Raw genomic sequence first — 20,249 nt, forward strand, 5'->3', positions numbered from 1 at the left:
CGGATTTGGCGGAGTTTTCGGGCGCAATGATGGCCCGATGTAGGCGCGCGACCGCCCTGAGGGAACCTCAGGATGCGTCGACCTGCGCCAGGAACCGATCGAGGATCTCGGCGAAGCGATCCGGCTGGTCGATGAACACGGTGTGGGCGGCGTTCTCCACCACCTCGATCCGGCCCTCTGGCAGGAGCTTGAGTTCGTCGCGCTGGGCCTGCAGTTCCGGCGACGTGGCCGACGCGACGATCAGGGTCGGGCGGTCCAGCTTCTTGAGCGCCGGGGTCAGGTCGGCCCCATAGAGGTCGGCGACCAGGGCGGCCGAGCCGATGGCGGTCGGCACGCTGGCGATATCGGCCGCCAGCCGGTCGGCCTGCGCCTTGTCCAGCGGGCGGCTGATGATCGCCCCCAGCATGCCGCGGGCATAGGCCTCGGGCTGGGCGGCGTAGATGCTGAGGAAGCGCAGCGTCTGGGCCGCCGCCTGGGGATTGCGCAGGACCGCCCCGGAGCCGGAGGAGACCGCTGCGTCCACCAGCACGGCGCCGGCCAGCTTGCGCGTGCCGAAGCCCTCCACATAGGCCGCCACGTCCTGCACCCCCTGCGACCAGCCCACCAGATAGACCTTGTCGAGGTCGAGCTGGGTCAGCACCGCGTCCAGGTCGCGGGCGCGCTGGCCGGGCGTCATGCCCTGGGCGGTGACGGTGGAGCGCCCCTGGGAGCGCGGATCGAACGAGACCACCCGCCGGGTCTTGGCCAGGCGCTGCGCCTGGTCGCGCCAGATGTCGGCGGTGAACCCCCAGCCGGTGATCAGCACCACGGGCGGCCTGGCGTTCCGCGGCCCCTCGTCGACCACCCGCAGGCTGACCTCGGGCGTCACCGGCAGCATGCGTTCCTCGGCCGCCGCGGCCGTCGCCTGCGCACAGAACACCGCCAGGGCGACGATCGCGTGGCGCAGGCCGCAAGGAAATTTCGACATATCACCATCCTCCCGTGGATGACGTCGAACCTCTCAGCAGCCGGCGAGGACGCGCAAGCCCGTGGCGCAAATGTAGCTGCGGAGCGACCTCAGGCCGGCGCGCGGACGGCCTCGGGCGCGCGCCCGATCTTGAGCGCCAGCAGGAAGGCCAGGACCAGCAGGCTGCTCGCCAGATAGATGGCCAGGCCCGGCTGGTGCATCACGCCGGAGTGGCGGATCGACCAGGCGAAGGTCAGGCCGAACACGATGGGGCCGACGACCGAGGCGATACCCTGCAGACTCTGGTTGGCGCCCTGCAGTTGGCCCTGGGCGGAAGGCCCGACCCGCCGGGTCATCAGCCCCTGTAGGCCGGGCTGCAGGAAGTTCATCAGGGCGAAGACCGGGATGCCGGCGACATAGACCCAGCCACTGGGCGCGAAGCCGTAGATGGCGAAGCCCATCGCTCCGGCCATGGCCCCCAGCAGCAGGGCCCCGCGCTCGCCGATCTTGGCCACCACGGGTCCGATCAGCAGCATTTGGACCAAGACCCCGGCCAGGCCGGTCCCCATCATGGTCAGGCCCATGAAGCCAGGGGTCCAGCCGTAGCGATAGCCCGTGTAGAGTACGAAGATCGAGGGCAGGACGGTGTGGGCCAGTTGGAACAGGAAGCCGATGCTGGCCAGGCCCAATAGGTCGCGGTGCGAGCGCAGGAACACCAGCGAACCCACGGGATTGGCGCGCCGCCAGTCGAACTTCGCCACACGGCGCTCCGCCGGCAGGGATTCCGGCAGGACGAAGAAGCCGTAGAGCCAGTTGATCGTCGTCAGCCCCGCGGCCACGAAGAAAGGCAGGCGCAGGTCGATGTCGCCCAAAAAACCGCCCAGGGCGGGGCCGACCAGGAAGCCGAAGGAGAAAGCCGAGCCCATCCAGCCGAAGGCCTTGGCCCGTTGGTCCGGCGGGGTCACGTCGGCCACATAGGCGTTGGCGGTGGAGAAGCTGGCCGCGGTCAGGCCGTTGATCACCCGGCCCACGAACAGCCAGGCCAGGGTCGGCGCCATGGCCATGAACAGGAAGTCGATAGCCAAGCCGCCCAGCGAGATCAGCAGGATCGGCCGGCGTCCGAAACGATCCGACAACATGCCCAGGATCGGGCCGCAGAACAGCTGCATCAGCCCCCAGACCGTGGCGAAGACCACGTTCCACTCCGAGGCCGCGGCGGTGTCGCCGCCGGTGAATTCCTTGATCAGGTTCGGCAGCACCGGGATCATGATCCCGAACGACACGGCGTTGATCACAGCGGCGACGAAGATGAACCGAAAGGCGTGCGTCCACTGACGGCTGGCGGGCTCTACGGGCTGGTCGGACATGGTTTCTCTCCCCGTCGCACGATGAAACAAAACAAGAACCGGCGCAATACGGTCAGGCCGACCGGTCGCGATAGGAGGCCAGCAGGACCTGCCACCACTCGGCCAGCCGCATCAGCAGGGCTTCGTTGGGGAAGCCGTGGCGCGCCGCGCCCTCAGGCACCTGGTCGAAGCCGCGATGCTCGACGCTGACCCGAGTCTCCGCCCCGACGGCCTCGAATCGCACCTCGACCACTGTGTGAAGTTCTGGCGGGAAGTTTGCCTGCCGCCAGGTGAATTCCAGCCGCGATGGTGGTTCCCAGGCGGTGATCCCGCCGATCTCGAACACCTTGCCATTGGCCAGGGTCTCGGTCAGCCGACCGCCCTGCCCCGGTTCGAAGGCCAGCAGGCCCGGGGCGCGGGGCGTGGTCTGGAACAGGCCATTGGGCCGCCACCAGGCGCCGATCTCCTCGACGAAGGCGGTGAAGGCGCGCTCGGGCGTCGCCTTGACCCGCAGCGAGACGAAGACCTTCGATGTCACGCTACTTTGCCTCCCACGTTTACGGGGGAGGGGGACCGCCGATAGGCGGTGGAGGGGGCGGCCTCAAGTTCAGAGCCCAGTCTCGCCCCCTCCACCACCCTACGGGCGGTCCCCCTCCCCCATTCCCGTTGGTCACGGGGGCGGAAAAGGTCGGTCGATGTCACGCGTCACGCTCGACGTGGGCCTTGAAGGCGGCGAGCTGCTCCGTCCACAGTCTTTCGCTCTCCTCAAGCCAGCGCAGCAGATGGACCATGGGTTGCGGCCTCAGGGCGTAGATGCGCACCCGCGCATCGAACTCGGGATGGCTCTCCTCGACCAGACCGCTCTCGCGCAGGGTGCGCAGGTGGCGGCTCATGGCCGGCGGAGCCAGGCCCAATTCGCGGGCCAACTCGCCGGCCTGGCGCGGGCGCTGCGCCAGCAGGTCGACCACCTGGCGGCGGTTGGGATCAGCCAGGGCCGCCAGGGTCCGGTCAAGTTGAGCGGGGGCGGCGCTCATATCCAGCCGATGATCTTCAGGCCGCTGGCCGCCTCGGCCTCTTCGCGGCTGACCACGGCGACGGTCTGGGAGACGCTCCAGATATGGCCCTCCGGGTCGCGGCAGCGATAGGTGCGGTCGCCATAGAACTGGGTCGCGGGCTCGGCGTCGATCACCGCGCCCGCCGCCTTGGCGCGCGCGAAATGGGCCTCGATGTCGGTGTCGATCTGAATGCTGACCGTCTGGGTGTTCTTGCCGCCGACCGACTTAGGGCTCTTGTGGTCGTCGCTCCACTCCTGACCGATCATCACGTAGTTCTCCCCGAAGGTCATCTGAGAGTGGACGACATTCCCCTCGCCGTCCTCCAGCAGCATGGAGAGCTCGAGGCCGAAGGCCTCTTCCAGCCACGCCAGAGCGGCCTTGGGATCCTGGTAGAACAGGGCGGACCGGAAGCCGGCCATGGGTCTCTCCTCTAGCTGGTGATCTTGCGACCGGTGGCCTGGGACATTTCCTCGGGCGTCATGACCTTGAGCGTCTGGCCGAACGACCAGGGGTGATCTTCGATGTCGCGGCAGGTGAACACGCGGTCGCCGTAGGGTTGGTCTGCCGGCTCGCGCTCGACCTTGGCGCCCAGGCCCCGGGCGATCTCGCAGCGTTCGTCCAGCCCGTCCTGGAGCTGCACGTGGACCGACTGGGTCGACCGGCCGCCGAAGGCCGCGGGGCTGACGGCGCTGCCCTTTGGCGGGCCGACCACCATGATGTAGCCGTCGCCCAGGCGCAGCTCGGAGTGGACCACCCCGCCCTGCCCGTCGTCGACGATCATCCGGGTCTCGAAACCGAAGGCCTTTTCCAGCCAGGCGATGGCCGCGCGCGGGTCGCGGTACCATAGCAGGGGCCCGATGGTGGGAACGTCCATGCTCATGCCTCCTTCAGGGAATTGCGCACCTTCAGGCCGGTGATCTGCGTCATAGTCTCGGCGGAGACTTCGCGCACCTCCTGACGGAAGCACCAGACATGGCCCTCCGGATCCAGGGCGCGATAGGTCCGCGCGCCGTAGAACTGGTCCTCGGGCGGCTGGATGACCCGCGCCCCGGCCTCGCGGGCGCGGGCGTGATGGTCGTCGATGCCTTCCCCCAGGTCGACCCACATGAACTGGGTGCAGACGCCCGCCGTCTGTGGGCTGCGCATCTTGATCCCCCCCGGTAGCTCCCACTCCCCGCCGACCCCGATATTGCAGCCGCGGAAGCTCATCTCGGCATGGCCGACCTGGCCGGCGGCGTCGGTGAGCAGCAGCACGGTCTCGAAACCGAAGGCCTGCTCCAGCCAATGCAGCGCCGCCATCGGGTCCTTGTAGAAGGCGGTGGCGGTGATCGCGACTTTCTCAGCCATGACGACGCTTATCCTTGCCATTTCTGACAATATTTAACGCATATTGCAATTATATCGTCAAGCCCGAACGGTCGTGCGCCGTGATCTAGGGCGTCAGGGCGGCGGCGAGTTCGTCGAGGTCCCCGTCATTGGGTTCTGGCCGCACGCCGACCAGCCTGGCCAGCAGCGGATAGACGTCGACATTGTTGAAGTCCGGCAAGGCGACGCCGCGGCGGAAACTCGGTCCGGCGCCGATGAACACCGCGCGCATTTCCGGCGCGAACGGATCGAAGCCGTGATTGCCCGGGGCGATCGGGCGCTTGGCGACCCAGGCGCGGGTGGTGATCTCCCATCCGGTGTCCGGCAGGCAGAAGATCGGCGGCACGCGCCGGTGCGCGCCATAGTGATAGCGCTGCGGAATCTCGCCCTTTCGCCAGCATTGCATGCGCGGGTGCGGCCGGAGCAGCGCCCGCTCGGCCTCGGCTTCCCGGCCTGCGGTCGGATAGGCGTTCATGAAGGCGCCCATGGCCAGGGTGCGCGCCGCGCCGTCCGGCAGAATATCCTCCAGATAGATGGCGCGCTGCGGGCCGGTCGACGCCATTCCGTGATCGGCGACGATGACCAGGTCCGCGGCCAGGCCCCGCGCGGCCAGTCCGGCGCTTAGGCGCGCGAGCGCCGCGTCGGTCTTGGCCAGCGCCGCCTTCACCTGGTCGGAGTCCGGCCCGCCCCAATGGCCGGCCGTATCGACCTCGTCGAAATAGAGGGTGATGAGCGCCGGCCGTTCGCCCGCCGGCAGGTCCAGCCAGGCCAGCACCTGGTCGACCCGCGCCATGGCCGGCAAGGCTTGGTCGAAGGCCCGCCAATAGCTCGGCCGCACACCCTGGATGGCGGCCTCCGAGCCCGGCCAGAACATGGTGGCCGCCTTGACCCCGGCCCGCTCGGCGCTGACCCAGATGGGTGTGCCGTCGTTCCACCAGCGGGCGTCGGCCACGGCGGCCTTGTCGGACAGGCGGAAAGTCACGCCGGGGATCTGCGGATCTTCCATGTTGTTGTCGACGATCCCGTGCCGGTCGGGCCGCAGGCCGGTGACCAGGGTGTAGTGGTTGGGGAAGGTCTTGGACGGGAACGACGGCCGCATCGCGCCCCGAGCGCCTTTCGCCGCCAGCCCCGAGAGGTGCGGCGTCACCCCGCGATCGAGATAGTCGGCCCGGAACCCGTCAATGGAGACCAGGATCGTCAGGGGCGCCGGGCGCGCGGCGCGGTCGGGGACCGAAGCGCAGGCGGCCAGGGTGGCGAGGAGGAGGAGCGCGCAGAGGCGCGGGAGGCGAGTCATGGCGCCGAGCCTAGCCGCAGGCCGTGACGGGCGCACAACGCAAAAGCCCCGGACGTCGCCGTCCGGGGCTTTCGAATGACGGGAGAGGACTTCGGCTATTCGTCGCCGAAGGCCAGTTCCTGGACCGGACCGGAGTCCTTGCCCTTTTCCGACGGATCGCGGTCGACGAACTCGATCACGGCCAGGGCCGCGTTGTCGCCGTAGCGATAGCCGGCCTTCAGGACGCGGATGTAGCCGCCCTGACGTTCCTTGTAGCGCGGGCCCAGGGTGGCGAAGAGCTTGCCGACCTGTTCCACGTCGCGGACGTGGCTGATGGCCTGGCGGCGGGCGTGCAGGTCGCCGCGCTTGGCCAGCGTCACCAGCTTCTCGACGATGGGCCGAAGCTCCTTCGCCTTGGGAAGCGTGGTCACGATCTGCTCGTGCTTGATCAGGCTCGCCGCCATGTTGGCGAACATCGCGGTGCGGTGGGCGGTGGTCCGTCCCAGTTTGCGGTGGGCTTTGCCGTGACGCATCTCATATCTCCTGGGCCGTTGGCCCGCTGGCGGTCCCGACCGGGGACGCGCCTTTCCTGATCCAGTCCCAGCCTGCTCCCGCCTGGGTCAACACGAAGCGCCGGGGCCCTCCACCGCTGTTGCGGCTTTGTCGGGCCCAGACCGCCGAAGCGGCCCGGAGTCGGCGCGGGTCTCTTACATCTGGTCTTCGAACTTCTTGGCCAGCTCTTCGATGTTCTCGGGCGGCCAATTCGGCACGTCCATGCCGAGATGCAGGTTCATGCCCGCGAGCACTTCCTTGATCTCGTTCAGCGACTTGCGGCCGAAGTTCGGGGTGCGGAGCATCTCGGCTTCGGTCTTTTGGATCAGGTCGCCAATATAGACGATGTTGTCGTTCTTCAGGCAGTTGGCCGAGCGGACCGAGAGCTCGAGCTCGTCGACCTTCTTCAGCAGCGCCGGGTTGAACGGCAGTTCCGGCTTGGCCTCGCCTTCGACCTTCTTCTTCGGCTCTTCGAAGGTGATGAAGATCTGCAGCTGGTCTTGCAGGATGCGGGCGGCGTAGGCCACCGCGTCCACCGGCGAGATGGCGCCGTTGGTTTCGACTTCCATGATCAGCTTGTCATAGTCGAGGCTCTGGCCCTGGCGGGTGGGCTCGACGCGATAGGCGACGCGCTTGACCGGAGAATAGAGGCTGTCGACGGCGATCAGGCCGATCGGGGCGTCTTCCGGACGGTTCTGCTCGGCCGGGACATAGCCCTTGCCGTTGTTGACCGTGAACTCCATGCGCACGGTGGCGCCGTCGTCCAGGGTGCAGAGCACGTGGTCGGGGTTGAGGATCTCGATGTCCGCGGGGACCTCGATCTGGCCGGCGGTCACCGCGCCGGGGCCCGTGGCCTTCAGCGTCATGCGCTTGGGACCTTCGGAGTGCATCCGCAGGGCCAGTTGCTTGATGTTGAGCACGATGTCGACGACGTCCTCGCGGACGCCTTCAAGCGACGAGAATTCGTGCACCACGCCGTCGATCTGCACGGCGGTCACGGCCGCGCCTTGCAGCGAGGAGAGCAGAACCCGGCGGAGGCTGTTGCCCAGCGTCACGCCGAAACCGCGCTCGAGGGGCTCGGCCACCAGACGCGCCTTGCGGTTGGCGTCGGTTCCGGTCTCGATCAACGGCTTCTCCGGACGGATGAGCTCGTTCCAGTTTCTTTCGATCACGTAGAGATGTCCCTCGAAACGCAGGATCGCCGGACGCGAAATCGCGGTCCGGCGCAGGGAGAGTGTCGTACTTAAGTACTCAGACGCGCCGGCGCTTGGGCGGCCGGCAGCCGTTGTGCGGAATGGGGGTCACGTCACGGATGGTGGTGATCGTCATGCCGACCGACTGCAGGGCGCGGAGCGCCGATTCACGGCCCGAACCCGGACCCGAAACGTTCACTTCCAGCGTCTTGACGCCATGTTCGGCCGCCTTCTTGCCGGCGTCCTCGGCCGCCATCTGGGCGGCGTACGGGGTCGACTTCCGGGAGCCCTTGAAACCCATCATGCCGGCCGAGGACCACGAGATGGTGTTCCCCTGCGCGTCGGTGATGGTGATCATCGTGTTGTTGAACGAGGCGTTCACGTGGGCGACGCCCGAGGTGATGTTCTTACGCTCGCGACGTTTGACGCGCGTCGGTTCCTTGGCCATCGACTAAGCTCTCTTACTTCTTCTTGCCGGCGATCGGCTTGGCCGGGCCCTTGCGGGTGCGAGCATTGGTGTGGGTACGTTGGCCGCGGACCGGCAGGCCCTTGCGGTGACGCAGGCCGCGATAGCAGGCCAGGTCCATCAAGCGCTTGATGTTGACCGCGGTGTCGCGACGCAGATCGCCCTCGACCATATAGTCGCGGTCGATGGTCTCGCGGATTTGCAGGACTTCCGCATCGGTCAGCTGATTGACGCGGCGCGCGTCCTCGATGCCAACCTTGCTGACAATCTCGGCGGCTTTCGCCTGGCCGATGCCATGGATGTACTGCAGCGCGATAACGACGCGCTTGTTAGTCGGGATGTTGACGCCAGCGATACGGGCCACGCGTAGATTCTCCTGGTCACGCAGAGAAGCGCGAACGGCGCCCCGGCCCAGAATCCCAAGTGGGAAGGCCGGCACGTCTTTCGCGCCCTTTCGCGGAAGCGCACCGTTATAGGGAACGTTGCGTTTCCGTCAATGGCGCAATCGCGAGAATTTGAACCTTTTCAGGCTTCACGCGATCACGAGGGCTAATTCTACCAGCGGGGGCCGTCGAGGGCCTTGTCGATGCCGGCGGATACGTCTTCGATCGAGCCCATGCCGTCCACTTCCACGAGTTTTCCGTGGTTTTGGTAGTAGGGCAGCAGGGGTGCGGTCTGGTCGTTATAGGCCGCGAGCCTCACCTTGAAGCTCTCGGGATTGTCGTCGGGGCGGCCCGATTCGGCGAATCGCCCGGCCACCCGCTTCAGAAGCTGTTCGTCGTCGACCTTGAGGCGGATCACTAGGTCGATTCGGGCGCCGCGCTGCTCCAGCATGACGTCCAGGGCCTGGGCCTGGGCGAGCGTGCGCGGGAAGCCGTCGAAGATGGCCCCGCCCGCGGCTTCAGCCTCCGGCAGGCGCTGCTCGATCAGGTCGATGACGATCTCGTCGGTGACCAGCTCGCCGCGCTGCAGGACGCCCTCGACCTCCTTGCCGAGCTCGGAGCCCGAGGCGATCGCGGCGCGCAGCATGTCGCCGGTGGAGAGCTGCACCATCTTGCGGCTGTCGACCAGGCGCTTGGCCTGGGTGCCCTTCCCCGCCGCCGGCGGGCCGAACAGGATCAAATTCATCGTTTAAATATCCCCTCCCCGCCGACCTTCCCCATTCGGGCCGGCTCTCAAATGCGAGCGCGTCTCTCTGCGAGCTATCGAGCGCCGCGCCCCCCGCGCAGCTTCGATTTCTTGATCAGGCCTTCGTACTGGTGGGCCAGGAGATGCGACTGGATCTGGGTGACGGTGTCCATGGTGACGCTCACCACGATCAGGAGCGACGTACCGCCCAGGTAGAACGGCGCCTTGTAGAAGCCGATCAGGGCCTCGGGTAGCAGGCAGACCAGGGTGATGTAGGCCGCCCCGATCACCGTCAGCCGGGTGAGCACGTAGTCCAGATACTCCGCCGTGCGCTTGCCCGGCCGGATGCCCGGCAGGAAGCCGCCGTACTTGCGGAGGTTCTCGGCCGTGTCCTCGGGATTGAAGACGACCGAGGTGTAGAAGAAGCAGAAGAAGATGATCAGGGCGCCATAGAGCACCATGAAGGCCGGCTGGCCGTGTTGCAGGGCGCCGACGGCGGTCGGCAGCCACTGGGCCCAGGCCGGCAGCTCGGCGGTCGCCAGGAAGCCCATGGCGGTGGTCGGCAGCAGCAGCAGGGACGAGGCGAAGATCGGCGGGATGACGCCCGAGGTGTTGATCTTCAGCGGCAGGAACGAGGTGTCGCCGCCGAACATCCGGTTGCCCTGCTGGCGCTTGGGATACTGGACCAGCAGCCGGCGCTGCGAGCGCTCCATGAACACGATGGCGAAGACCACGGCGATGGCCAGGGCGATGATCGCCAGCATGGCGAAGCCGGACAACGAACCGGTCCGGGTCATGGAGAACATCTGCCACACGCCGCGCGGCAAGGCCGCCACGATGCCGGCGAAGATGATCAGCGAGACGCCGTTGCCGACCCCGCGGCTGGTGATCTGCTCGCCCATCCACATCAGCAGCAGGGTGCCGCCGGTGAGCGTGACGACCGTGGAGACCAGGAAGAACGGACCCGGATCGATCACCAGGCCGGGGCTGGACTGCAGCCCCGTGGCGATGGCGAAGGACTGGAACAGGGCCAGGACGACCGTCAGGTAGCGGGTGTACTGGTTGAGCGTCTTGCGCCCCGCCTCCCCGCCTTCCTTGCGCAGCTTCTCCCACGGCGGATAGACCGTGCCCAGCAGCTGGACGATGATCGAGGCCGAGATGTAGGGCATCACGTTCAGCGAGAAGATCGCCATCCGTTCGACGGCGCCCCCGGAGAACATGTTGAACATGCCCAGGATGCCCTGCGATTGGCTCGAGAAGGCCTGGGCGAAGGCGACCGGATCGATGCCCGGGATCGGGATGAAGGTTCCCACCCGGTAGGCGATCAACGCCCCCAGGGTGAACAAGATACGCTGGTGAAGTTCCGTCGCCTTCTGGAAGGCGCCGAAGTTCATGTTTGCTGCGAGCTGTTCGGCGGCCGAAGCCATGTAGTTCCCCAGACGTTCAGGACCGGTCGTACATAGGGCGTCCGCCCCGTGCTGTCATCCGGTCCGCTGAAATCCCCCGTCCCCGCCGAAACGGGGATCCAGACCGGGTCTGGCGAGGGATCGCGGCGCGCCGGAGATCGGCTTTCGTCCCCGCGCGGGCGGGGACGACGGCGGTCGTCCTACTCGGCGGCTTCGGCGGCGACGGGGGCGGTCGTGGTGACCTTGCCGCCGGCCTTTTCGACGGCGGCCTTGGCCGCGGCCGAGGCGGAATAGACCACGATGTCGATCTTGGTCTTGATCTCGCCCTTGCCCAGGAGACGCACGCCGTCCTTGGCGCGGCGCACGACGCCGGCGGCGATCAGCACGTCGACGTCGATGGCCTTCTTGGCGTCGAGCTTGCCGGCGGCGATCGCCTGCTCAAGGCGCCACAGGTTCACTTCCGCGAACTGCTTGGCGAAGGGATTGTTGAAGCCGCGCTTGGGCATGCGCATGTGCAGCGGCATCTGGCCGCCTTCGAAACCGGCGATGGCGACGCCGGAACGGGCCTTCTGACCCTTGACGCCGCGGCCGGCGGTCTTGCCCTTGCCCGAACCCGGGCCACGGCCGACGCGCATGCGGTTCTTGGTCGAACCGGGGGCCGGCGAAAGTTCGTTGAGCTTGGTCATGTGACGCCTCTCCTTGGAGATCTGTCGCCCGGGCGACGCCCGGACTCGGCTGATGTTGAATGCGGCCGCCGAAACGGCCGAAGAGGCGACGCTTTTGGCGCCGCCTCCCCTAATCGTCCAGTCTCAAGCCTTAGCCTTCGACTACTTCCACCATGTGATGGACCTTGGCGATCATCCCGCGGATCGACGGGGTGTCCTCCAGGACCGACACGCGGCCGATCTTGTTCAGGCCCAGGCCCGCGAGGGTCGCGCGCTGGTCCTTCTTGCGGCGGATGGGGCTCGCCGTCTGACGAACGGTCACCTTGGCCATGACTTATTCTCCGTCGGCGGCGGCGACAGCCGACGCGCCGTCGGCGCGGCGGCCGAGGACGTCAGCGACCTTCTTGCCGCGCTTGGCGGCGACCTGGCGGGGCGAAGACTGAGCCTTCAGCGCCTCGAAGGTCGCGCGCACCATGTTGTAGGGATTGGACGAGCCGACCGACTTGCCCACGACGTCCTGGATGCCCAGGGTCTCGAGGACCGCGCGCATCGGGCCGCCGGCGATGACGCCGGTGCCGGGAGGCGCGGCGCGAACCATGACCTTGCCGGCGCCCCAACGGCCGTTGCCGTCGTGGTGCAGGGTGCGGCTCTCGCGGAGCGGCACGCGGATCATGGTCTTCTTGGCTTCCTCGGTCGCCTTGCGGATGGCTTCCGGCACTTCACGCGCCTTGCCGTGACCGAAGCCCACGCGGCCCTTCTGGTCGCCCACCACCATCAAGGCGGCGAACGAGAAGCGGCGGCCACCCTTCACGGTGGCGGCGACGCGGTTGATGTGCACCAGCTTTTCGACGATGTCGCTGTCGGCGCGCTCGTCTTGCGGAGCGCCCCGGTTGCGGTCCCGGCGTTGACCGCCTTCGCCGCGTTGTTCGTTACCACGAGCCATCTGGGTACCCCTAGAAGTTCAAGCCGGCTTCGCGCGCGGCGTCGGCGAGGGCTTTCACCCGGCCGTGATAGATGTAGCCGCCACGATCGAAGACGACGTCCTTGACGCCCTTTTCGATGGCGCGTTGGGCCACCAGGGCGCCGACGCGGGCGGCGGCGTCCTTGTCCGAACCCTTGGCGGTCTTCTCACCCTCTTCGAGGGTGGAGGCGGCCGCCAGGGTCACGCCGCGCTCATCATCGATGACCTGGGCGTAGATGTTCTTGGACGAGCGGAAGACCGACAGACGCGGCCGGCCGTTCGCCACGGACCGCAGACGGATGCGGTTGCGCTCGGCGCGCCGCTTGGCGGTGTCACGGGGTTTAAGAGCCATGGCCTACTTCTTCTTGCCTTCTTTGCGGCGAACCTGCTCGCCGGCGTAGCGGACGCCCTTGCCCTTGTAGGGCTCCGGCGGACGCAGACGACGGATCTGCGAGGCGATCTCGCCCACGACCTGCTTGTCGATGCCCGAGATCTTGATCTCGGTCTGCTTCGGCACCGCGAAAGTGATCCCCGCCGGCGGCGGAACATCGACTTCGTGGCTGAAGCCCAGCTGCATGGAGAGCGCATTGCCCTTCATCGCCGCGCGATAGCCGACGCCGACCAGTTCGAGGCTCTTCTCGAAGCCGTCGGTCACGCCCTGAACCATGTTGGCGATCAGGGTGCGCGAGAGGCCCCACATGGCTTGCGCCCGGGTGGTCTCGACGTGCTTGGTCAGGAGCAGCTCGGCGCCTTCCTGCTTGATCGCAATCTCTTCGGCCAGGGTCCAGGCGAGTTGGCCCTTGGGCCCCTTCACCGTCACCGTCTGGCCTTCGATGGTCACCGTCACCCCAGAGGGGACAGCGACCGCCTTCTTTCCAATCCGCGACATATCAATAGACCCGGCAGAGCACTTCGCCGCCCACGTTCGCGTCACGCGCGGCCGTGTCCGACATGACGCCCTTCGGCGTCGACAGGATCGAGATCCCGAGGCCGTTCTTGATCGGCTTCAGGTCCTTGATCGACGAATAGACCCGGCGGCCCGGCTTCGACACGCGGCGGATCTCAACGATCACCGGCTGGCCGTCGAAGTACTTCAGCTCGATCTCGAATTCCGGGAAAGCGCCCGGCTTCTCGACCAAGTGATAGCCGCGGATGTAGCCTTCTTCGGCCAGGACATCGAGGACGCGCGCGCGCATCTTCGAAGCCGGCGTGGAAACCTTCGAACGGCCGCGGGTGGCGGCGTTCTTGATGCGGGCGATCATATCGCCAACGGGGTCGTTCACCATTGGACCCTCCTCACCAGCTCGACTTAACGAGGCCAGGAATCTGGCCCATGGAACCCAGGTCGCGCAGGGCGATCCGGCTCATCCGCAGCTTGCGGTAATAGGCGCGCGGACGGCCCGTGACTTCGCATCGATTGCGGATGCGGGTCTTGGACGAGTTGCGCGGCAGCTCGGCGAGCTTCAGCCGGGCTTCGAAGCGTTCTTCGAGCGGCAGGGACTCATCGTTGGCGATCGCCTTGAGGGCTTCCCGCTTGGCGGCGAATTGCTTCACCAGCTTGCGGACCATCTCGTTACGATTGACGGCGCTTTTCTTGGCCATTTTCTCTTTCCTTCCCGCCGCTTACGCTTGAACGAACGGGAACTGGAATTCCTTGAGAAGCGCGCGCGCTTCGTCGTCGGTCTTCGCAGTCGTGGTGACGATGATGTCCATGCCCCACATCTGATCGATCTGGTCGTAGTTGATCTCCGGGAACACGATGTGCTCCTTCAGACCCATGGCGTAGTTGCCACGACCGTCGAACGAGGTCGGCTTCAGGCCCCGGAAGTCCTTCACCCGCGGCAGCGCGATGGTGATCAGACGGTCCAGGAACTCGTACATGCGGTCCTTGCGAAGCGTCACCTTGGCGCCGATCACCATGCCTTCGCGCAGCTTGAAGCCGGCGATGGAGTTACGGGCCTTGGTCGGCACCGGCTTCTGGCCGGCGATCTTCGCCAGGTCGGCGATCGCGGCGTTGACCTTCTTGGAGTCGGACACCGCCTCGCCGATCCCCATGTTCAGGACGATCTTGTCCAGCTTGGGGATCTGCATCTCGTTGGTATAGCCGAACTGTTCCTTCATCACCGCGCGGATGCGCTGGCGATATTCGGACTTCAGCCGCGGCTCATAAGCTTGCTCAGCCATTGATCACCTCACCGGTCGTCTTGGCGACGCGGACCTTCTTGTCGCCTTCGACCCGGAAGCCGACGCGGGTCGGCTTGCCCTTGGAATCCACGATGGCGACGTTCGAGACGTGCAGCGCGGCTTCCTTGTTCTTGATGCCGCCCTGGGGATCGGATTGCGTCGGGCGGGTGTGGCGCTGAACCAGGTTCAGGCCTTCCACGACGACGCGCTCGTCCTTGGGCAGGACCTTCAGGACATTGCCTTGACGGCCCTTGTCCTTGCCGGTGAGGACCACGACGCGGTCCCCCTTCTTGATCTTCGCGGCCATTACAGCACCTCAGGCGCGAGCGAGATGATCTTCATGTGGTTCTTGGCGCGCAGTTCACGGGGAACCGGGCCAAAGATCCGCGTGCCGATCGGCTCGGATTGCTTGTTCACGATGACGGCGGCGTTCTTGTCGAACCGGATCACCGAGCCGTCCTTGCGCTTGATCGCCGAGGACGTGCGCACGACGATGGCTTGAAGGACGTCGCCCTTCTTCACCCGGCCGCGCGGAATGGCTTCCTTCACGGAGACGACGATCTTGTCGCCCACGCCGGCGTAACGACGGCCAGCGCCGCCGAGCACCTTGATGCACATCACACGACGCGCGCCGGAATTGTCGGCGACTTCGAGGTTAGTCTGCATCTGGATCATAGAATCAGACCTTCCTTACGACGCGGCTTGAGAAGCGGCCTTGGGCAGGGCTTCCCAGGTTTTGGTTTTCGACTTGGGCGCGCATTCGATGATGCGGGCGACCTCGCCGGCCTTGTAGGCGTTGGCCTCGTCATGGGCGTGGTACTTCTTCGACCGACGAACGGTCTTCTTCAGCACCGGATGCAGGAAGGTCCGCTCGACCTTCACCACGATCGTCTTGTCACCCTTGTCGGAGACGACGACGCCTTCGAGAATTCGCTTGGGCATGTTCGTTGTCTCCTTAGGCCGCGGTCTGCTTGGAACGCAGGACGGTCTTGATCCGCGCGATGTCCTTGCGGACCTGGTCGACGCGGTGGGTCTTCTCGACCTGGCCCGTCGCCGCCTGGAAGCGCAGGTTGAACTGCTCTTTCTTCAGGTTCAGCAGGGTTTCGCCGAGTTGGTCGGGCGTCATGCCCCGGATATCGTCGATCTTCATCACGCGGCCTCCGCCACAGCGGCGTCGATACGGGTGACGATGCGGGTCTTCACCGGAAGCTTGGCCGCGCCGAGGCGCAGGGCTTCACGGGCCACATCGTCCGGCACGCCGTCGATTTCGAACATGATGCGGCCGGGGTGAACGCGGGCCGCCCAATATTCGACGGCGCCCTTCCCCTTACCCATCCGGACTTCCGCAGGCTTGTCGGTGACCGGCACGTCCGGGAAGATCCGGATCCACACGCGGCCTTGGCGCTTCATCTGGCGGGTGATCGCCCGACGAGCGGCTTCGATCTGACGCGCGGTGATGCGTTCCGGTTCGACGGACTTGAGACCATAGGAGCCGAAGTTCAGCGAGAAGCCGCCCTTCGCCGTTCCATGGATCTTGCCCTTGAACTGCTTACGGTACTTGGTTTTCTTCGGAGACAGCATGGCTCTACCCTAGGCTCCAGCTTGCTCGCGGCGGTCACGGCGACCACGGTCGGGACGATCGCCCGAACGGTCACGTCCGCCACCTTCGCCGGCCGGGCCGGACTCAGTCGCCAGACGCTTGTCCAGCGCCATCGGATCGTGGTCGAGGACTTCGCCTTTGAAGACCCACACCTTCACACCGATGATGCCGTAGGTCGTCTTGGCTTCGGTGAAGCCGTAGTCGACGTCGGCGCGCAGGGTGTGAAGCGGCACGCGGCCTTCGCGATACCATTCCATCCGGGCGATTTCCGCGCCGCCGAGGCGGCCCGAGACGTTGATCCGGACGCCCTTGGCGCCCAGGCGCATAGCCGACTGCATGGCGCGCTTCATGGCGCGGCGGAAGGCCACCCGGCGTTCGAGCTGCTGGGCGATGTTCTCGGCCACCAGCTGGGCGTCGGTCTCCGGCTTGCGGATCTCGACGATATTCAGGTGCACTTCGCCCTGAGTCATCGCCGCGATGTCCTTGCGGAGCTTCTCGATGTCCGCGCCCTTCTTGCCGATGATGACACCGGGGCGGGCGGCGTAGATCGTGATCCGGCACTTCTTGTGCGGACGCTCGATGATGATGCGCGAGACGCTGGCCTGGTAGAGGCGCTTCTTCAGATTCTTCCGAATCTTCAGGTCCTCGTGGAGCATCCGACCATAGTCCGCGCCGTCGGCGAACCAGCGGCTGTCCCAGGTGCGATTGATGCCGAGGCGAAGCCCGACCGGATTGACTTTTTGACCCATCAGGCGGCCTCACCCAATTCGCGGACCACGATGGTGATCTCGCTGAACGGCTTTTCGATACGGGAAGCACGACCACGCGCGCGGGCGGCGAAGCGCTTCATCACCAGGTTCTTGCCCACGAAGGCCTCGGACACGACGAGGTTGTCGATGTCGAGGTTGTGGTTGTTCTCGGCGTTGGAGATCGCCGAATAGAGCGCCTTGCGCACGTCGCGCGCGATGCGCTTGTGGCTGAACTCGAGTTCGTTCAGGGCCCGCTGCACCTTGAGGCCGCGGATCGACTGAGCGACCAGGTTCAGTTTGCGGGGGCTGGTGCGGAGAGTCGTCACCTTGGCCATCGCCTCGACGCCGGTGAGCCGGCGCGCTTTTGCTTGCTTAGCCATGGCTACTTCCTCTTGGCCTTCTTGTCGGCCGCGTGGCCCGGGAAGTACCGGGTGGGGGCGAATTCACCGAGCTTCATGCCGACCATGTCTTCGCTGACCAGGACGGGCACATGCTTTTGGCCGTTGTGCACGCCGAAGGTCAGGCCGACGAACTGCGGCATGATGGTGGAGCGACGCGACCAGGTCTTGATCACATCCTTGCGGCCGGAACCTTGGGCGGTTTCGGCCTTCTTGAGCAGGTATCCGTCGACGAACGGACCTTTCCAGACGGAACGGGTCATGGCTTAGCGAGCCTTCCGAGCGTGGCGCGAACGGATGATGTACTTATCCGTCGCCTTGTTAGAACGGGTCTTGGCGCCCTTGGTCGGCTTGCCCCACGGGGTCACCGGGTGGCGACCGCCGGAGGTGCGGCCTTCACCGCCGCCGTGCGGGTGGTCGACCGGGTTCATGACGACGCCGCGGACGTGCGGGCGGAAGCCCATGTGGCGGACGCGGCCGGCCTTGCCGAGGACCTGGTTCATATGATCCTGGTTCGACACGGCGCCGATGGTGGCCATGCAGGTGTCCTGCACCATGCGCAGCTCGCCCGAGTTCAGGCGGATCTGGGCATAGCCGGAGTCACGGCCGACCAGCTGGGCATAGGCGCCGGCGGAACGGGCGATCTGCCCGCCCTTGAGGGGCTTCAGCTCGACATTGTGGATGATCGTGCCGATCGGCATGCCGCGCAGCGGCATGGCGTTGCCCGGCTTCACGTCGGCCTTTTCGGCCGCGATGACCACATCGCCGGCCTTCAGGCGTTGCGGGGCCAGGATGTAGGCCAGCTCACCGTCGTCGTACTTGATCAGCGCGATGAAGGCGGTGCGGTTCGGGTCGTACTCGAGACGCTGGACGGTCGCCGGCACGTCGAACTTGCGACGCTTGAAGTCGACCACGCGGTAGAGGCGCTTGGCGCCGCCGCCGCGGAAGCGGACCGCGATACGGCCACCGCCGCCACGACCACCCGACTTGGTGAGGCCCTGGACGAGCGACTTTTCCGGCTTGCCCTTGTGGAGCTCGGAACGATCGACCAGCACCAGGCCGCGACGGCCGGGAGAGGTCGGATTGAATTGCTTCAAGGCCATCGGACTAGAGCCCCGTGGTGATGTCGATGGACTGGCCTTCGGCCAGCGTCACGACAGCTTTCTTGACGTCGTTGCGACGACCCGGACGGCCGCGGAAGCGCTTGGTCTTGCCCTTGACCACCAGGGTGTTGACCTTGGTGACATTGACCTTGAACAGCGCTTCGACAGCGGCGGCGATTTCATCCTTCGACGCATCGATGGCGACGCGGAAGACGACCTTGTTCTGCTCGGAGAGCAGGGTGGCCTTTTCCGTGATCACCGGCGACAGGATGGCGTCGTAGTGGCGGGCGACAGGGTCGGCCATTACGCGGCTTCCTTCTCGGCATAGCGCGCGTTGATCGCCTCGACCGCGTCCTTGGTGAGGACGAGGGTGTGGCGACGCAGCACGTCATAGACGTTCAGGCCGGCGTTCGGCAGCACGTCCACGTTGGGGATGTTGCGGGCGGCGAGCTTGAAGTTCGCGTCCACCTCGGCGCCGGCGATGACCAGCGCGTTCTTCAGGCCCATCTTGGACAGCGTGGCGCGCAGGCCGGCGGTCTTCGGATCGGTGAGGGTCACGCTGTCGACGATGACCAGCGAGCCCGACTTGACCTTGGAGGAGAGCGCATGGCGCAGGCCAAGGGCGCGGAACTTCTTGGTCAGGTCGAAGGCGTGGCTGCGGACCACGGGGCCGTGGGCCTTGGCGCCGCCGACGAACTGGGCCGCACGGCGCGAACCGTGACGGGCGCCGCCGGTGCCCTTCTGCTTGTACATCTTCTTGCCCGTACGAGAGACCTCGTTGCGGACCTGGATCTTGTGGGTGCCGGCGCGGCGCTTGGCGAGTTGCCAGGTCACCACGCGCTGCAGGATGTCCCCACGGATATCTTCGATGCCGAAGACGGCGTCGGACAGTTCGATCGAACCGCCTTTGGAGCCGTCGAGCTTGATGACGTCGAGTTTCATTATTGGTCTTCGCCCCCAGCTTCGGCCGGAGCCTCTTCAACAGCCGGAGTCTCGGCGACCGGAGCCGCCGCGGCTTGACCGGCCTTGCGGAACGCGCCCGGGAACGGGACGTCCGCCGGACGGGCCGACTTCACGGCGTCGCGGATCTTGACGTAGGAGCCTTCCGTGCCGGGCACGGCGCCCTTGATCAGGATCAGGCCGCGGTCGATGTCGACCTTCCAGACGGTGACGTTCAGGGTGGTGACGGTTTCCTGGCCGAGGTGGCCGGCCATCTTCTTGCCCTTGAAGGTCTTGCCCGGATCTTGGCGCTGACCGGTCGAGCCGTGGGCCCGGTGGGAGACGGACACCCCGTGGGTGGCCCGCATGCCGCCGAAGTTCCAGCGCTTCATGGCGCCCTGGAAGCCCTTGCCGACCGTGGTTCCCGTGATGTCGACCTTCTGGCCGGCGAGGAAGTGGTCGGCGGTGAGCTCGGCGCCCACGTCGATCAGGTTGTCCTCGGTCACGCGGAACTCGGCGAGTTCGTGCTTCGGCTCGACTTCAGCCTTGGCGAAGTGGCCGCGCATGGCCTTGGAGGTGTTCTTCGGCTTCTTGGCGCCGGCCCCGAGCTGGAGCGCGACATAGCCGTCCTTGTCCTGGGTCCGCTGAGCGGTGACTTGGCAGCCCTCGAGGCTGAGCACGGTCACCGGCACATGGGTTCCCGCTTCATCGAAGAAGCGCGCCATGCCCAGTTTCTTGGCGATCACACCGGTACGCATCGGCAGGACCCCTTACAGCTTGATCTCGACGTCCACGCCGGCGGACAGGTCGAGCTTCATGAGCGCGTCCACGGTCTGCGGGGTGGGGTCGACGATATCGAGCACGCGCTTGTGCGTGCGGATTTCGAACTGCTCGCGCGACTTCTTGTCGATGTGCGGCGA

35 protein-coding genes are annotated in these 20,249 nt (G+C 66.3%); all 35 read right to left on the reverse strand.

Annotated features, from left to right (window positions below):
- Positions 1-67 precede the first annotated feature (67 nt).
- Positions 68-967 carry an alpha/beta fold hydrolase gene (locus V6M51_RS16050; protein ID WP_332768773.1) on the reverse strand — a complete coding sequence of 300 codons (900 nt, stop codon included), beginning with the start codon at positions 965-967 and terminating at the stop codon, positions 68-70.
- 89 nt (positions 968-1,056) lie between these two features.
- Positions 1,057-2,313, reverse strand: a complete 1,257-nt coding sequence (locus V6M51_RS16055; RefSeq protein ID WP_332768775.1) for a TCR/Tet family MFS transporter — start codon at positions 2,311-2,313, stop codon at positions 1,057-1,059.
- A gap of 52 nt (positions 2,314-2,365) precedes the next feature.
- Positions 2,366-2,830, reverse strand: a complete 465-nt coding sequence (locus V6M51_RS16060) for an SRPBCC family protein (protein WP_332768777.1) — start codon at positions 2,828-2,830, stop codon at positions 2,366-2,368.
- Positions 2,831-2,990: 160 nt separating this feature from the next.
- The gene (locus V6M51_RS16065) at positions 2,991-3,326 is read right to left on the reverse strand and encodes an ArsR/SmtB family transcription factor (RefSeq protein WP_332768779.1); all 336 of its coding nucleotides are present in this window, start codon (positions 3,324-3,326) and stop codon (positions 2,991-2,993) included.
- Complete coding sequence (locus V6M51_RS16070; RefSeq protein ID WP_332768781.1) at positions 3,323-3,766, reverse strand: VOC family protein; 444 nt, start codon at positions 3,764-3,766, stop codon at positions 3,323-3,325. Before V6M51_RS16070 ends, V6M51_RS16065 begins: the two co-directional genes overlap by 4 nt.
- Positions 3,767-3,777: 11 nt before the next feature.
- The gene (locus tag V6M51_RS16075) at positions 3,778-4,221 is read right to left on the reverse strand and encodes a VOC family protein (RefSeq protein ID WP_332768783.1); all 444 of its coding nucleotides are present in this window, start codon (positions 4,219-4,221) and stop codon (positions 3,778-3,780) included.
- A gap of 2 nt (positions 4,222-4,223) precedes the next feature.
- Positions 4,224-4,694, reverse strand: a complete 471-nt coding sequence (locus V6M51_RS16080) for a VOC family protein (protein ID WP_332768785.1) — start codon at positions 4,692-4,694, stop codon at positions 4,224-4,226.
- A gap of 85 nt (positions 4,695-4,779) precedes the next feature.
- A complete protein-coding gene (locus tag V6M51_RS16085; protein WP_332768787.1) occupies positions 4,780-6,006 on the reverse strand; it encodes an alkaline phosphatase family protein in 1,227 nt (408 codons plus the stop codon).
- Positions 6,007-6,101: 95 nt separating this feature from the next.
- On the reverse strand, positions 6,102-6,518 hold the full coding sequence (gene rplQ / locus V6M51_RS16090) for a 50S ribosomal protein L17 (protein WP_332768789.1): 417 nt from the start codon (positions 6,516-6,518) through the stop codon (positions 6,102-6,104).
- 174 nt (positions 6,519-6,692) lie between these two features.
- On the reverse strand, positions 6,693-7,709 hold the full coding sequence (locus tag V6M51_RS16095) for a DNA-directed RNA polymerase subunit alpha (protein WP_254836862.1): 1,017 nt from the start codon (positions 7,707-7,709) through the stop codon (positions 6,693-6,695).
- 79 nt (positions 7,710-7,788) lie between these two features.
- Entirely contained in the window at positions 7,789-8,178 is a 390-nt protein-coding gene (gene rpsK / locus V6M51_RS16100; protein WP_254836861.1) for a 30S ribosomal protein S11, read from the reverse strand.
- Positions 8,179-8,191: 13 nt separating this feature from the next.
- Positions 8,192-8,560: a 30S ribosomal protein S13 gene (gene rpsM / locus V6M51_RS16105; protein ID WP_254836860.1), complete on the reverse strand. Its 369-nt coding sequence runs from the start codon at positions 8,558-8,560 to the stop codon at positions 8,192-8,194.
- Positions 8,561-8,751: 191 nt separating this feature from the next.
- A complete protein-coding gene (locus V6M51_RS16110; RefSeq protein ID WP_332768792.1) occupies positions 8,752-9,324 on the reverse strand; it encodes an adenylate kinase in 573 nt (190 codons plus the stop codon).
- Between the two features lie 74 nt (positions 9,325-9,398).
- Positions 9,399-10,751 (reverse strand): preprotein translocase subunit SecY, encoded by a 1,353-nt coding sequence (gene secY / locus V6M51_RS16115; RefSeq protein WP_332768794.1) that lies wholly within the window; start codon positions 10,749-10,751, stop codon positions 9,399-9,401.
- Positions 10,752-10,930: 179 nt separating this feature from the next.
- The gene (gene rplO, locus V6M51_RS16120) at positions 10,931-11,416 is read right to left on the reverse strand and encodes a 50S ribosomal protein L15 (protein WP_254836857.1); all 486 of its coding nucleotides are present in this window, start codon (positions 11,414-11,416) and stop codon (positions 10,931-10,933) included.
- A gap of 130 nt (positions 11,417-11,546) precedes the next feature.
- The gene (rpmD, locus tag V6M51_RS16125; RefSeq protein ID WP_254836856.1) at positions 11,547-11,726 is read right to left on the reverse strand and encodes a 50S ribosomal protein L30; all 180 of its coding nucleotides are present in this window, start codon (positions 11,724-11,726) and stop codon (positions 11,547-11,549) included.
- Positions 11,727-11,729: 3 nt separating this feature from the next.
- Positions 11,730-12,338 carry a 30S ribosomal protein S5 gene (gene rpsE / locus V6M51_RS16130; RefSeq protein WP_254836855.1) on the reverse strand — a complete coding sequence of 203 codons (609 nt, stop codon included), beginning with the start codon at positions 12,336-12,338 and terminating at the stop codon, positions 11,730-11,732.
- A 10-nt stretch (positions 12,339-12,348) separates the two neighbouring features.
- Positions 12,349-12,708 (reverse strand): 50S ribosomal protein L18, encoded by a 360-nt coding sequence (gene rplR / locus V6M51_RS16135; protein ID WP_305675251.1) that lies wholly within the window; start codon positions 12,706-12,708, stop codon positions 12,349-12,351.
- Positions 12,709-12,711: 3 nt separating this feature from the next.
- The gene (gene rplF / locus V6M51_RS16140) at positions 12,712-13,245 is read right to left on the reverse strand and encodes a 50S ribosomal protein L6 (RefSeq protein WP_332768798.1); all 534 of its coding nucleotides are present in this window, start codon (positions 13,243-13,245) and stop codon (positions 12,712-12,714) included.
- 1 nt (position 13,246) lies between these two features.
- Positions 13,247-13,642: a 30S ribosomal protein S8 gene (gene rpsH / locus V6M51_RS16145; protein ID WP_254836852.1), complete on the reverse strand. Its 396-nt coding sequence runs from the start codon at positions 13,640-13,642 to the stop codon at positions 13,247-13,249.
- A gap of 10 nt (positions 13,643-13,652) precedes the next feature.
- Entirely contained in the window at positions 13,653-13,958 is a 306-nt protein-coding gene (rpsN, locus tag V6M51_RS16150) for a 30S ribosomal protein S14 (protein ID WP_254836851.1), read from the reverse strand.
- 21 nt (positions 13,959-13,979) lie between these two features.
- On the reverse strand, positions 13,980-14,540 hold the full coding sequence (rplE, locus tag V6M51_RS16155; protein WP_254836850.1) for a 50S ribosomal protein L5: 561 nt from the start codon (positions 14,538-14,540) through the stop codon (positions 13,980-13,982).
- On the reverse strand, positions 14,533-14,847 hold the full coding sequence (rplX, locus tag V6M51_RS16160) for a 50S ribosomal protein L24 (RefSeq protein WP_254836849.1): 315 nt from the start codon (positions 14,845-14,847) through the stop codon (positions 14,533-14,535). Before rplX ends, rplE begins: the two co-directional genes overlap by 8 nt.
- On the reverse strand, positions 14,847-15,215 hold the full coding sequence (gene rplN / locus V6M51_RS16165) for a 50S ribosomal protein L14 (RefSeq protein WP_056018090.1): 369 nt from the start codon (positions 15,213-15,215) through the stop codon (positions 14,847-14,849). Before rplN ends, rplX begins: the two co-directional genes overlap by 1 nt.
- A gap of 15 nt (positions 15,216-15,230) precedes the next feature.
- On the reverse strand, positions 15,231-15,482 hold the full coding sequence (gene rpsQ, locus V6M51_RS16170) for a 30S ribosomal protein S17 (protein WP_254836848.1): 252 nt from the start codon (positions 15,480-15,482) through the stop codon (positions 15,231-15,233).
- Positions 15,483-15,495: 13 nt separating this feature from the next.
- On the reverse strand, positions 15,496-15,690 hold the full coding sequence (rpmC, locus tag V6M51_RS16175) for a 50S ribosomal protein L29 (protein WP_254836847.1): 195 nt from the start codon (positions 15,688-15,690) through the stop codon (positions 15,496-15,498).
- Complete coding sequence (gene rplP, locus V6M51_RS16180; protein ID WP_254836846.1) at positions 15,690-16,121, reverse strand: 50S ribosomal protein L16; 432 nt, start codon at positions 16,119-16,121, stop codon at positions 15,690-15,692. The genes rpmC and rplP overlap by 1 nt, the downstream gene beginning before the upstream one ends.
- A gap of 9 nt (positions 16,122-16,130) precedes the next feature.
- Positions 16,131-16,889, reverse strand: a complete 759-nt coding sequence (rpsC, locus tag V6M51_RS16185; RefSeq protein ID WP_332768809.1) for a 30S ribosomal protein S3 — start codon at positions 16,887-16,889, stop codon at positions 16,131-16,133.
- Positions 16,889-17,269, reverse strand: a complete 381-nt coding sequence (gene rplV, locus V6M51_RS16190) for a 50S ribosomal protein L22 (RefSeq protein WP_254836844.1) — start codon at positions 17,267-17,269, stop codon at positions 16,889-16,891. Before rplV ends, rpsC begins: the two co-directional genes overlap by 1 nt.
- A 2-nt stretch (positions 17,270-17,271) precedes the next feature.
- The gene (gene rpsS / locus V6M51_RS16195) at positions 17,272-17,550 is read right to left on the reverse strand and encodes a 30S ribosomal protein S19 (RefSeq protein ID WP_056730050.1); all 279 of its coding nucleotides are present in this window, start codon (positions 17,548-17,550) and stop codon (positions 17,272-17,274) included.
- A 3-nt stretch (positions 17,551-17,553) separates the two neighbouring features.
- Entirely contained in the window at positions 17,554-18,390 is an 837-nt protein-coding gene (gene rplB, locus V6M51_RS16200; protein WP_254836843.1) for a 50S ribosomal protein L2, read from the reverse strand.
- 4 nt (positions 18,391-18,394) lie between these two features.
- On the reverse strand, positions 18,395-18,694 hold the full coding sequence (locus V6M51_RS16205; RefSeq protein WP_254836842.1) for a 50S ribosomal protein L23: 300 nt from the start codon (positions 18,692-18,694) through the stop codon (positions 18,395-18,397).
- A complete protein-coding gene (gene rplD, locus V6M51_RS16210) occupies positions 18,694-19,332 on the reverse strand; it encodes a 50S ribosomal protein L4 (RefSeq protein WP_332768816.1) in 639 nt (212 codons plus the stop codon). The genes V6M51_RS16205 and rplD overlap by 1 nt, the downstream gene beginning before the upstream one ends.
- Positions 19,332-20,087 (reverse strand): 50S ribosomal protein L3, encoded by a 756-nt coding sequence (gene rplC / locus V6M51_RS16215; protein WP_332768818.1) that lies wholly within the window; start codon positions 20,085-20,087, stop codon positions 19,332-19,334. Before rplC ends, rplD begins: the two co-directional genes overlap by 1 nt.
- Before the next feature lie 12 nt (positions 20,088-20,099).
- Positions 20,100-20,249: 30S ribosomal protein S10 (rpsJ, locus tag V6M51_RS16220; protein WP_332768820.1), on the reverse strand; the 150-nt coding region annotated here is incomplete at its 5' end.

It is taken from the genome of Phenylobacterium sp., from assembly GCF_036677185.1.
GTDB lineage: Bacteria > Pseudomonadota > Alphaproteobacteria > Caulobacterales > Caulobacteraceae > Phenylobacterium.

What these genes read in the sequence shown, in the direction of transcription:
- V6M51_RS16070 (WP_332768781.1), bottom strand. Translation starts at nt 3,766, where the DNA reads ATGGCCGGCTTCCGGTCCGCCCTGTTCTACCAGGATCCCAAGGCCGCT.
- rplP (WP_254836846.1), bottom strand. Translation starts at nt 16,121, where the DNA reads ATGCTGTCTCCGAAGAAAACCAAGTACCGTAAGCAGTTCAAGGGCAAG.
- rplB (WP_254836843.1), bottom strand. Translation starts at nt 18,390, where the DNA reads ATGGCCTTGAAGCAATTCAATCCGACCTCTCCCGGCCGTCGCGGCCTG.
- rpsK (WP_254836861.1), bottom strand. Translation starts at nt 8,178, where the DNA reads ATGGCCAAGGAACCGACGCGCGTCAAACGTCGCGAGCGTAAGAACATC.
- rplE (WP_254836850.1), bottom strand. Translation starts at nt 14,540, where the DNA reads ATGGCTGAGCAAGCTTATGAGCCGCGGCTGAAGTCCGAATATCGCCAG.
- V6M51_RS16065 (WP_332768779.1), bottom strand. Translation starts at nt 3,326, where the DNA reads ATGAGCGCCGCCCCCGCTCAACTTGACCGGACCCTGGCGGCCCTGGCT.
- rplQ (WP_332768789.1), bottom strand. Translation starts at nt 6,518, where the DNA reads ATGCGTCACGGCAAAGCCCACCGCAAACTGGGACGGACCACCGCCCAC.
- rpsQ (WP_254836848.1), bottom strand. Translation starts at nt 15,482, where the DNA reads ATGCCCAAGCGAATTCTCGAAGGCGTCGTCGTCTCCGACAAGGGTGAC.
- V6M51_RS16050 (WP_332768773.1), bottom strand. Translation starts at nt 967, where the DNA reads ATGTCGAAATTTCCTTGCGGCCTGCGCCACGCGATCGTCGCCCTGGCG.
- rpsE (WP_254836855.1), bottom strand. Translation starts at nt 12,338, where the DNA reads ATGGCTCGTGGTAACGAACAACGCGGCGAAGGCGGTCAACGCCGGGAC.
- rpsS (WP_056730050.1), bottom strand. Translation starts at nt 17,550, where the DNA reads ATGACCCGTTCCGTCTGGAAAGGTCCGTTCGTCGACGGATACCTGCTC.
- rpmD (WP_254836856.1), bottom strand. Translation starts at nt 11,726, where the DNA reads ATGGCCAAGGTGACCGTTCGTCAGACGGCGAGCCCCATCCGCCGCAAG.
- rplX (WP_254836849.1), bottom strand. Translation starts at nt 14,847, where the DNA reads ATGGCCGCGAAGATCAAGAAGGGGGACCGCGTCGTGGTCCTCACCGGC.
- rplD (WP_332768816.1), bottom strand. Translation starts at nt 19,332, where the DNA reads ATGAAACTCGACGTCATCAAGCTCGACGGCTCCAAAGGCGGTTCGATC.
- rpsC (WP_332768809.1), bottom strand. Translation starts at nt 16,889, where the DNA reads ATGGGTCAAAAAGTCAATCCGGTCGGGCTTCGCCTCGGCATCAATCGC.
- V6M51_RS16110 (WP_332768792.1), bottom strand. Translation starts at nt 9,324, where the DNA reads ATGAATTTGATCCTGTTCGGCCCGCCGGCGGCGGGGAAGGGCACCCAG.
- rplR (WP_305675251.1), bottom strand. Translation starts at nt 12,708, where the DNA reads ATGGCTCTTAAACCCCGTGACACCGCCAAGCGGCGCGCCGAGCGCAAC.
- V6M51_RS16205 (WP_254836842.1), bottom strand. Translation starts at nt 18,694, where the DNA reads ATGGCCGACCCTGTCGCCCGCCACTACGACGCCATCCTGTCGCCGGTG.
- rpsN (WP_254836851.1), bottom strand. Translation starts at nt 13,958, where the DNA reads ATGGCCAAGAAAAGCGCCGTCAATCGTAACGAGATGGTCCGCAAGCTG.
- V6M51_RS16080 (WP_332768785.1), bottom strand. Translation starts at nt 4,694, where the DNA reads ATGGCTGAGAAAGTCGCGATCACCGCCACCGCCTTCTACAAGGACCCG.
- rplV (WP_254836844.1), bottom strand. Translation starts at nt 17,269, where the DNA reads ATGGCTAAGCAAGCAAAAGCGCGCCGGCTCACCGGCGTCGAGGCGATG.
- rpmC (WP_254836847.1), bottom strand. Translation starts at nt 15,690, where the DNA reads ATGAAGATCGACGATATCCGGGGCATGACGCCCGACCAACTCGGCGAA.
- rplO (WP_254836857.1), bottom strand. Translation starts at nt 11,416, where the DNA reads ATGACCAAGCTCAACGAACTTTCGCCGGCCCCCGGTTCGACCAAGAAC.
- rplF (WP_332768798.1), bottom strand. Translation starts at nt 13,245, where the DNA reads ATGTCGCGGATTGGAAAGAAGGCGGTCGCTGTCCCCTCTGGGGTGACG.
- V6M51_RS16085 (WP_332768787.1), bottom strand. Translation starts at nt 6,006, where the DNA reads ATGACTCGCCTCCCGCGCCTCTGCGCGCTCCTCCTCCTCGCCACCCTG.
- rpsH (WP_254836852.1), bottom strand. Translation starts at nt 13,642, where the DNA reads ATGGTGAACGACCCCGTTGGCGATATGATCGCCCGCATCAAGAACGCC.
- rplC (WP_332768818.1), bottom strand. Translation starts at nt 20,087, where the DNA reads ATGCGTACCGGTGTGATCGCCAAGAAACTGGGCATGGCGCGCTTCTTC.
- V6M51_RS16055 (WP_332768775.1), bottom strand. Translation starts at nt 2,313, where the DNA reads ATGTCCGACCAGCCCGTAGAGCCCGCCAGCCGTCAGTGGACGCACGCC.
- secY (WP_332768794.1), bottom strand. Translation starts at nt 10,751, where the DNA reads ATGGCTTCGGCCGCCGAACAGCTCGCAGCAAACATGAACTTCGGCGCC.
- V6M51_RS16075 (WP_332768783.1), bottom strand. Translation starts at nt 4,221, where the DNA reads ATGGACGTTCCCACCATCGGGCCCCTGCTATGGTACCGCGACCCGCGC.
- rplN (WP_056018090.1), bottom strand. Translation starts at nt 15,215, where the DNA reads ATGATCCAGATGCAGACTAACCTCGAAGTCGCCGACAATTCCGGCGCG.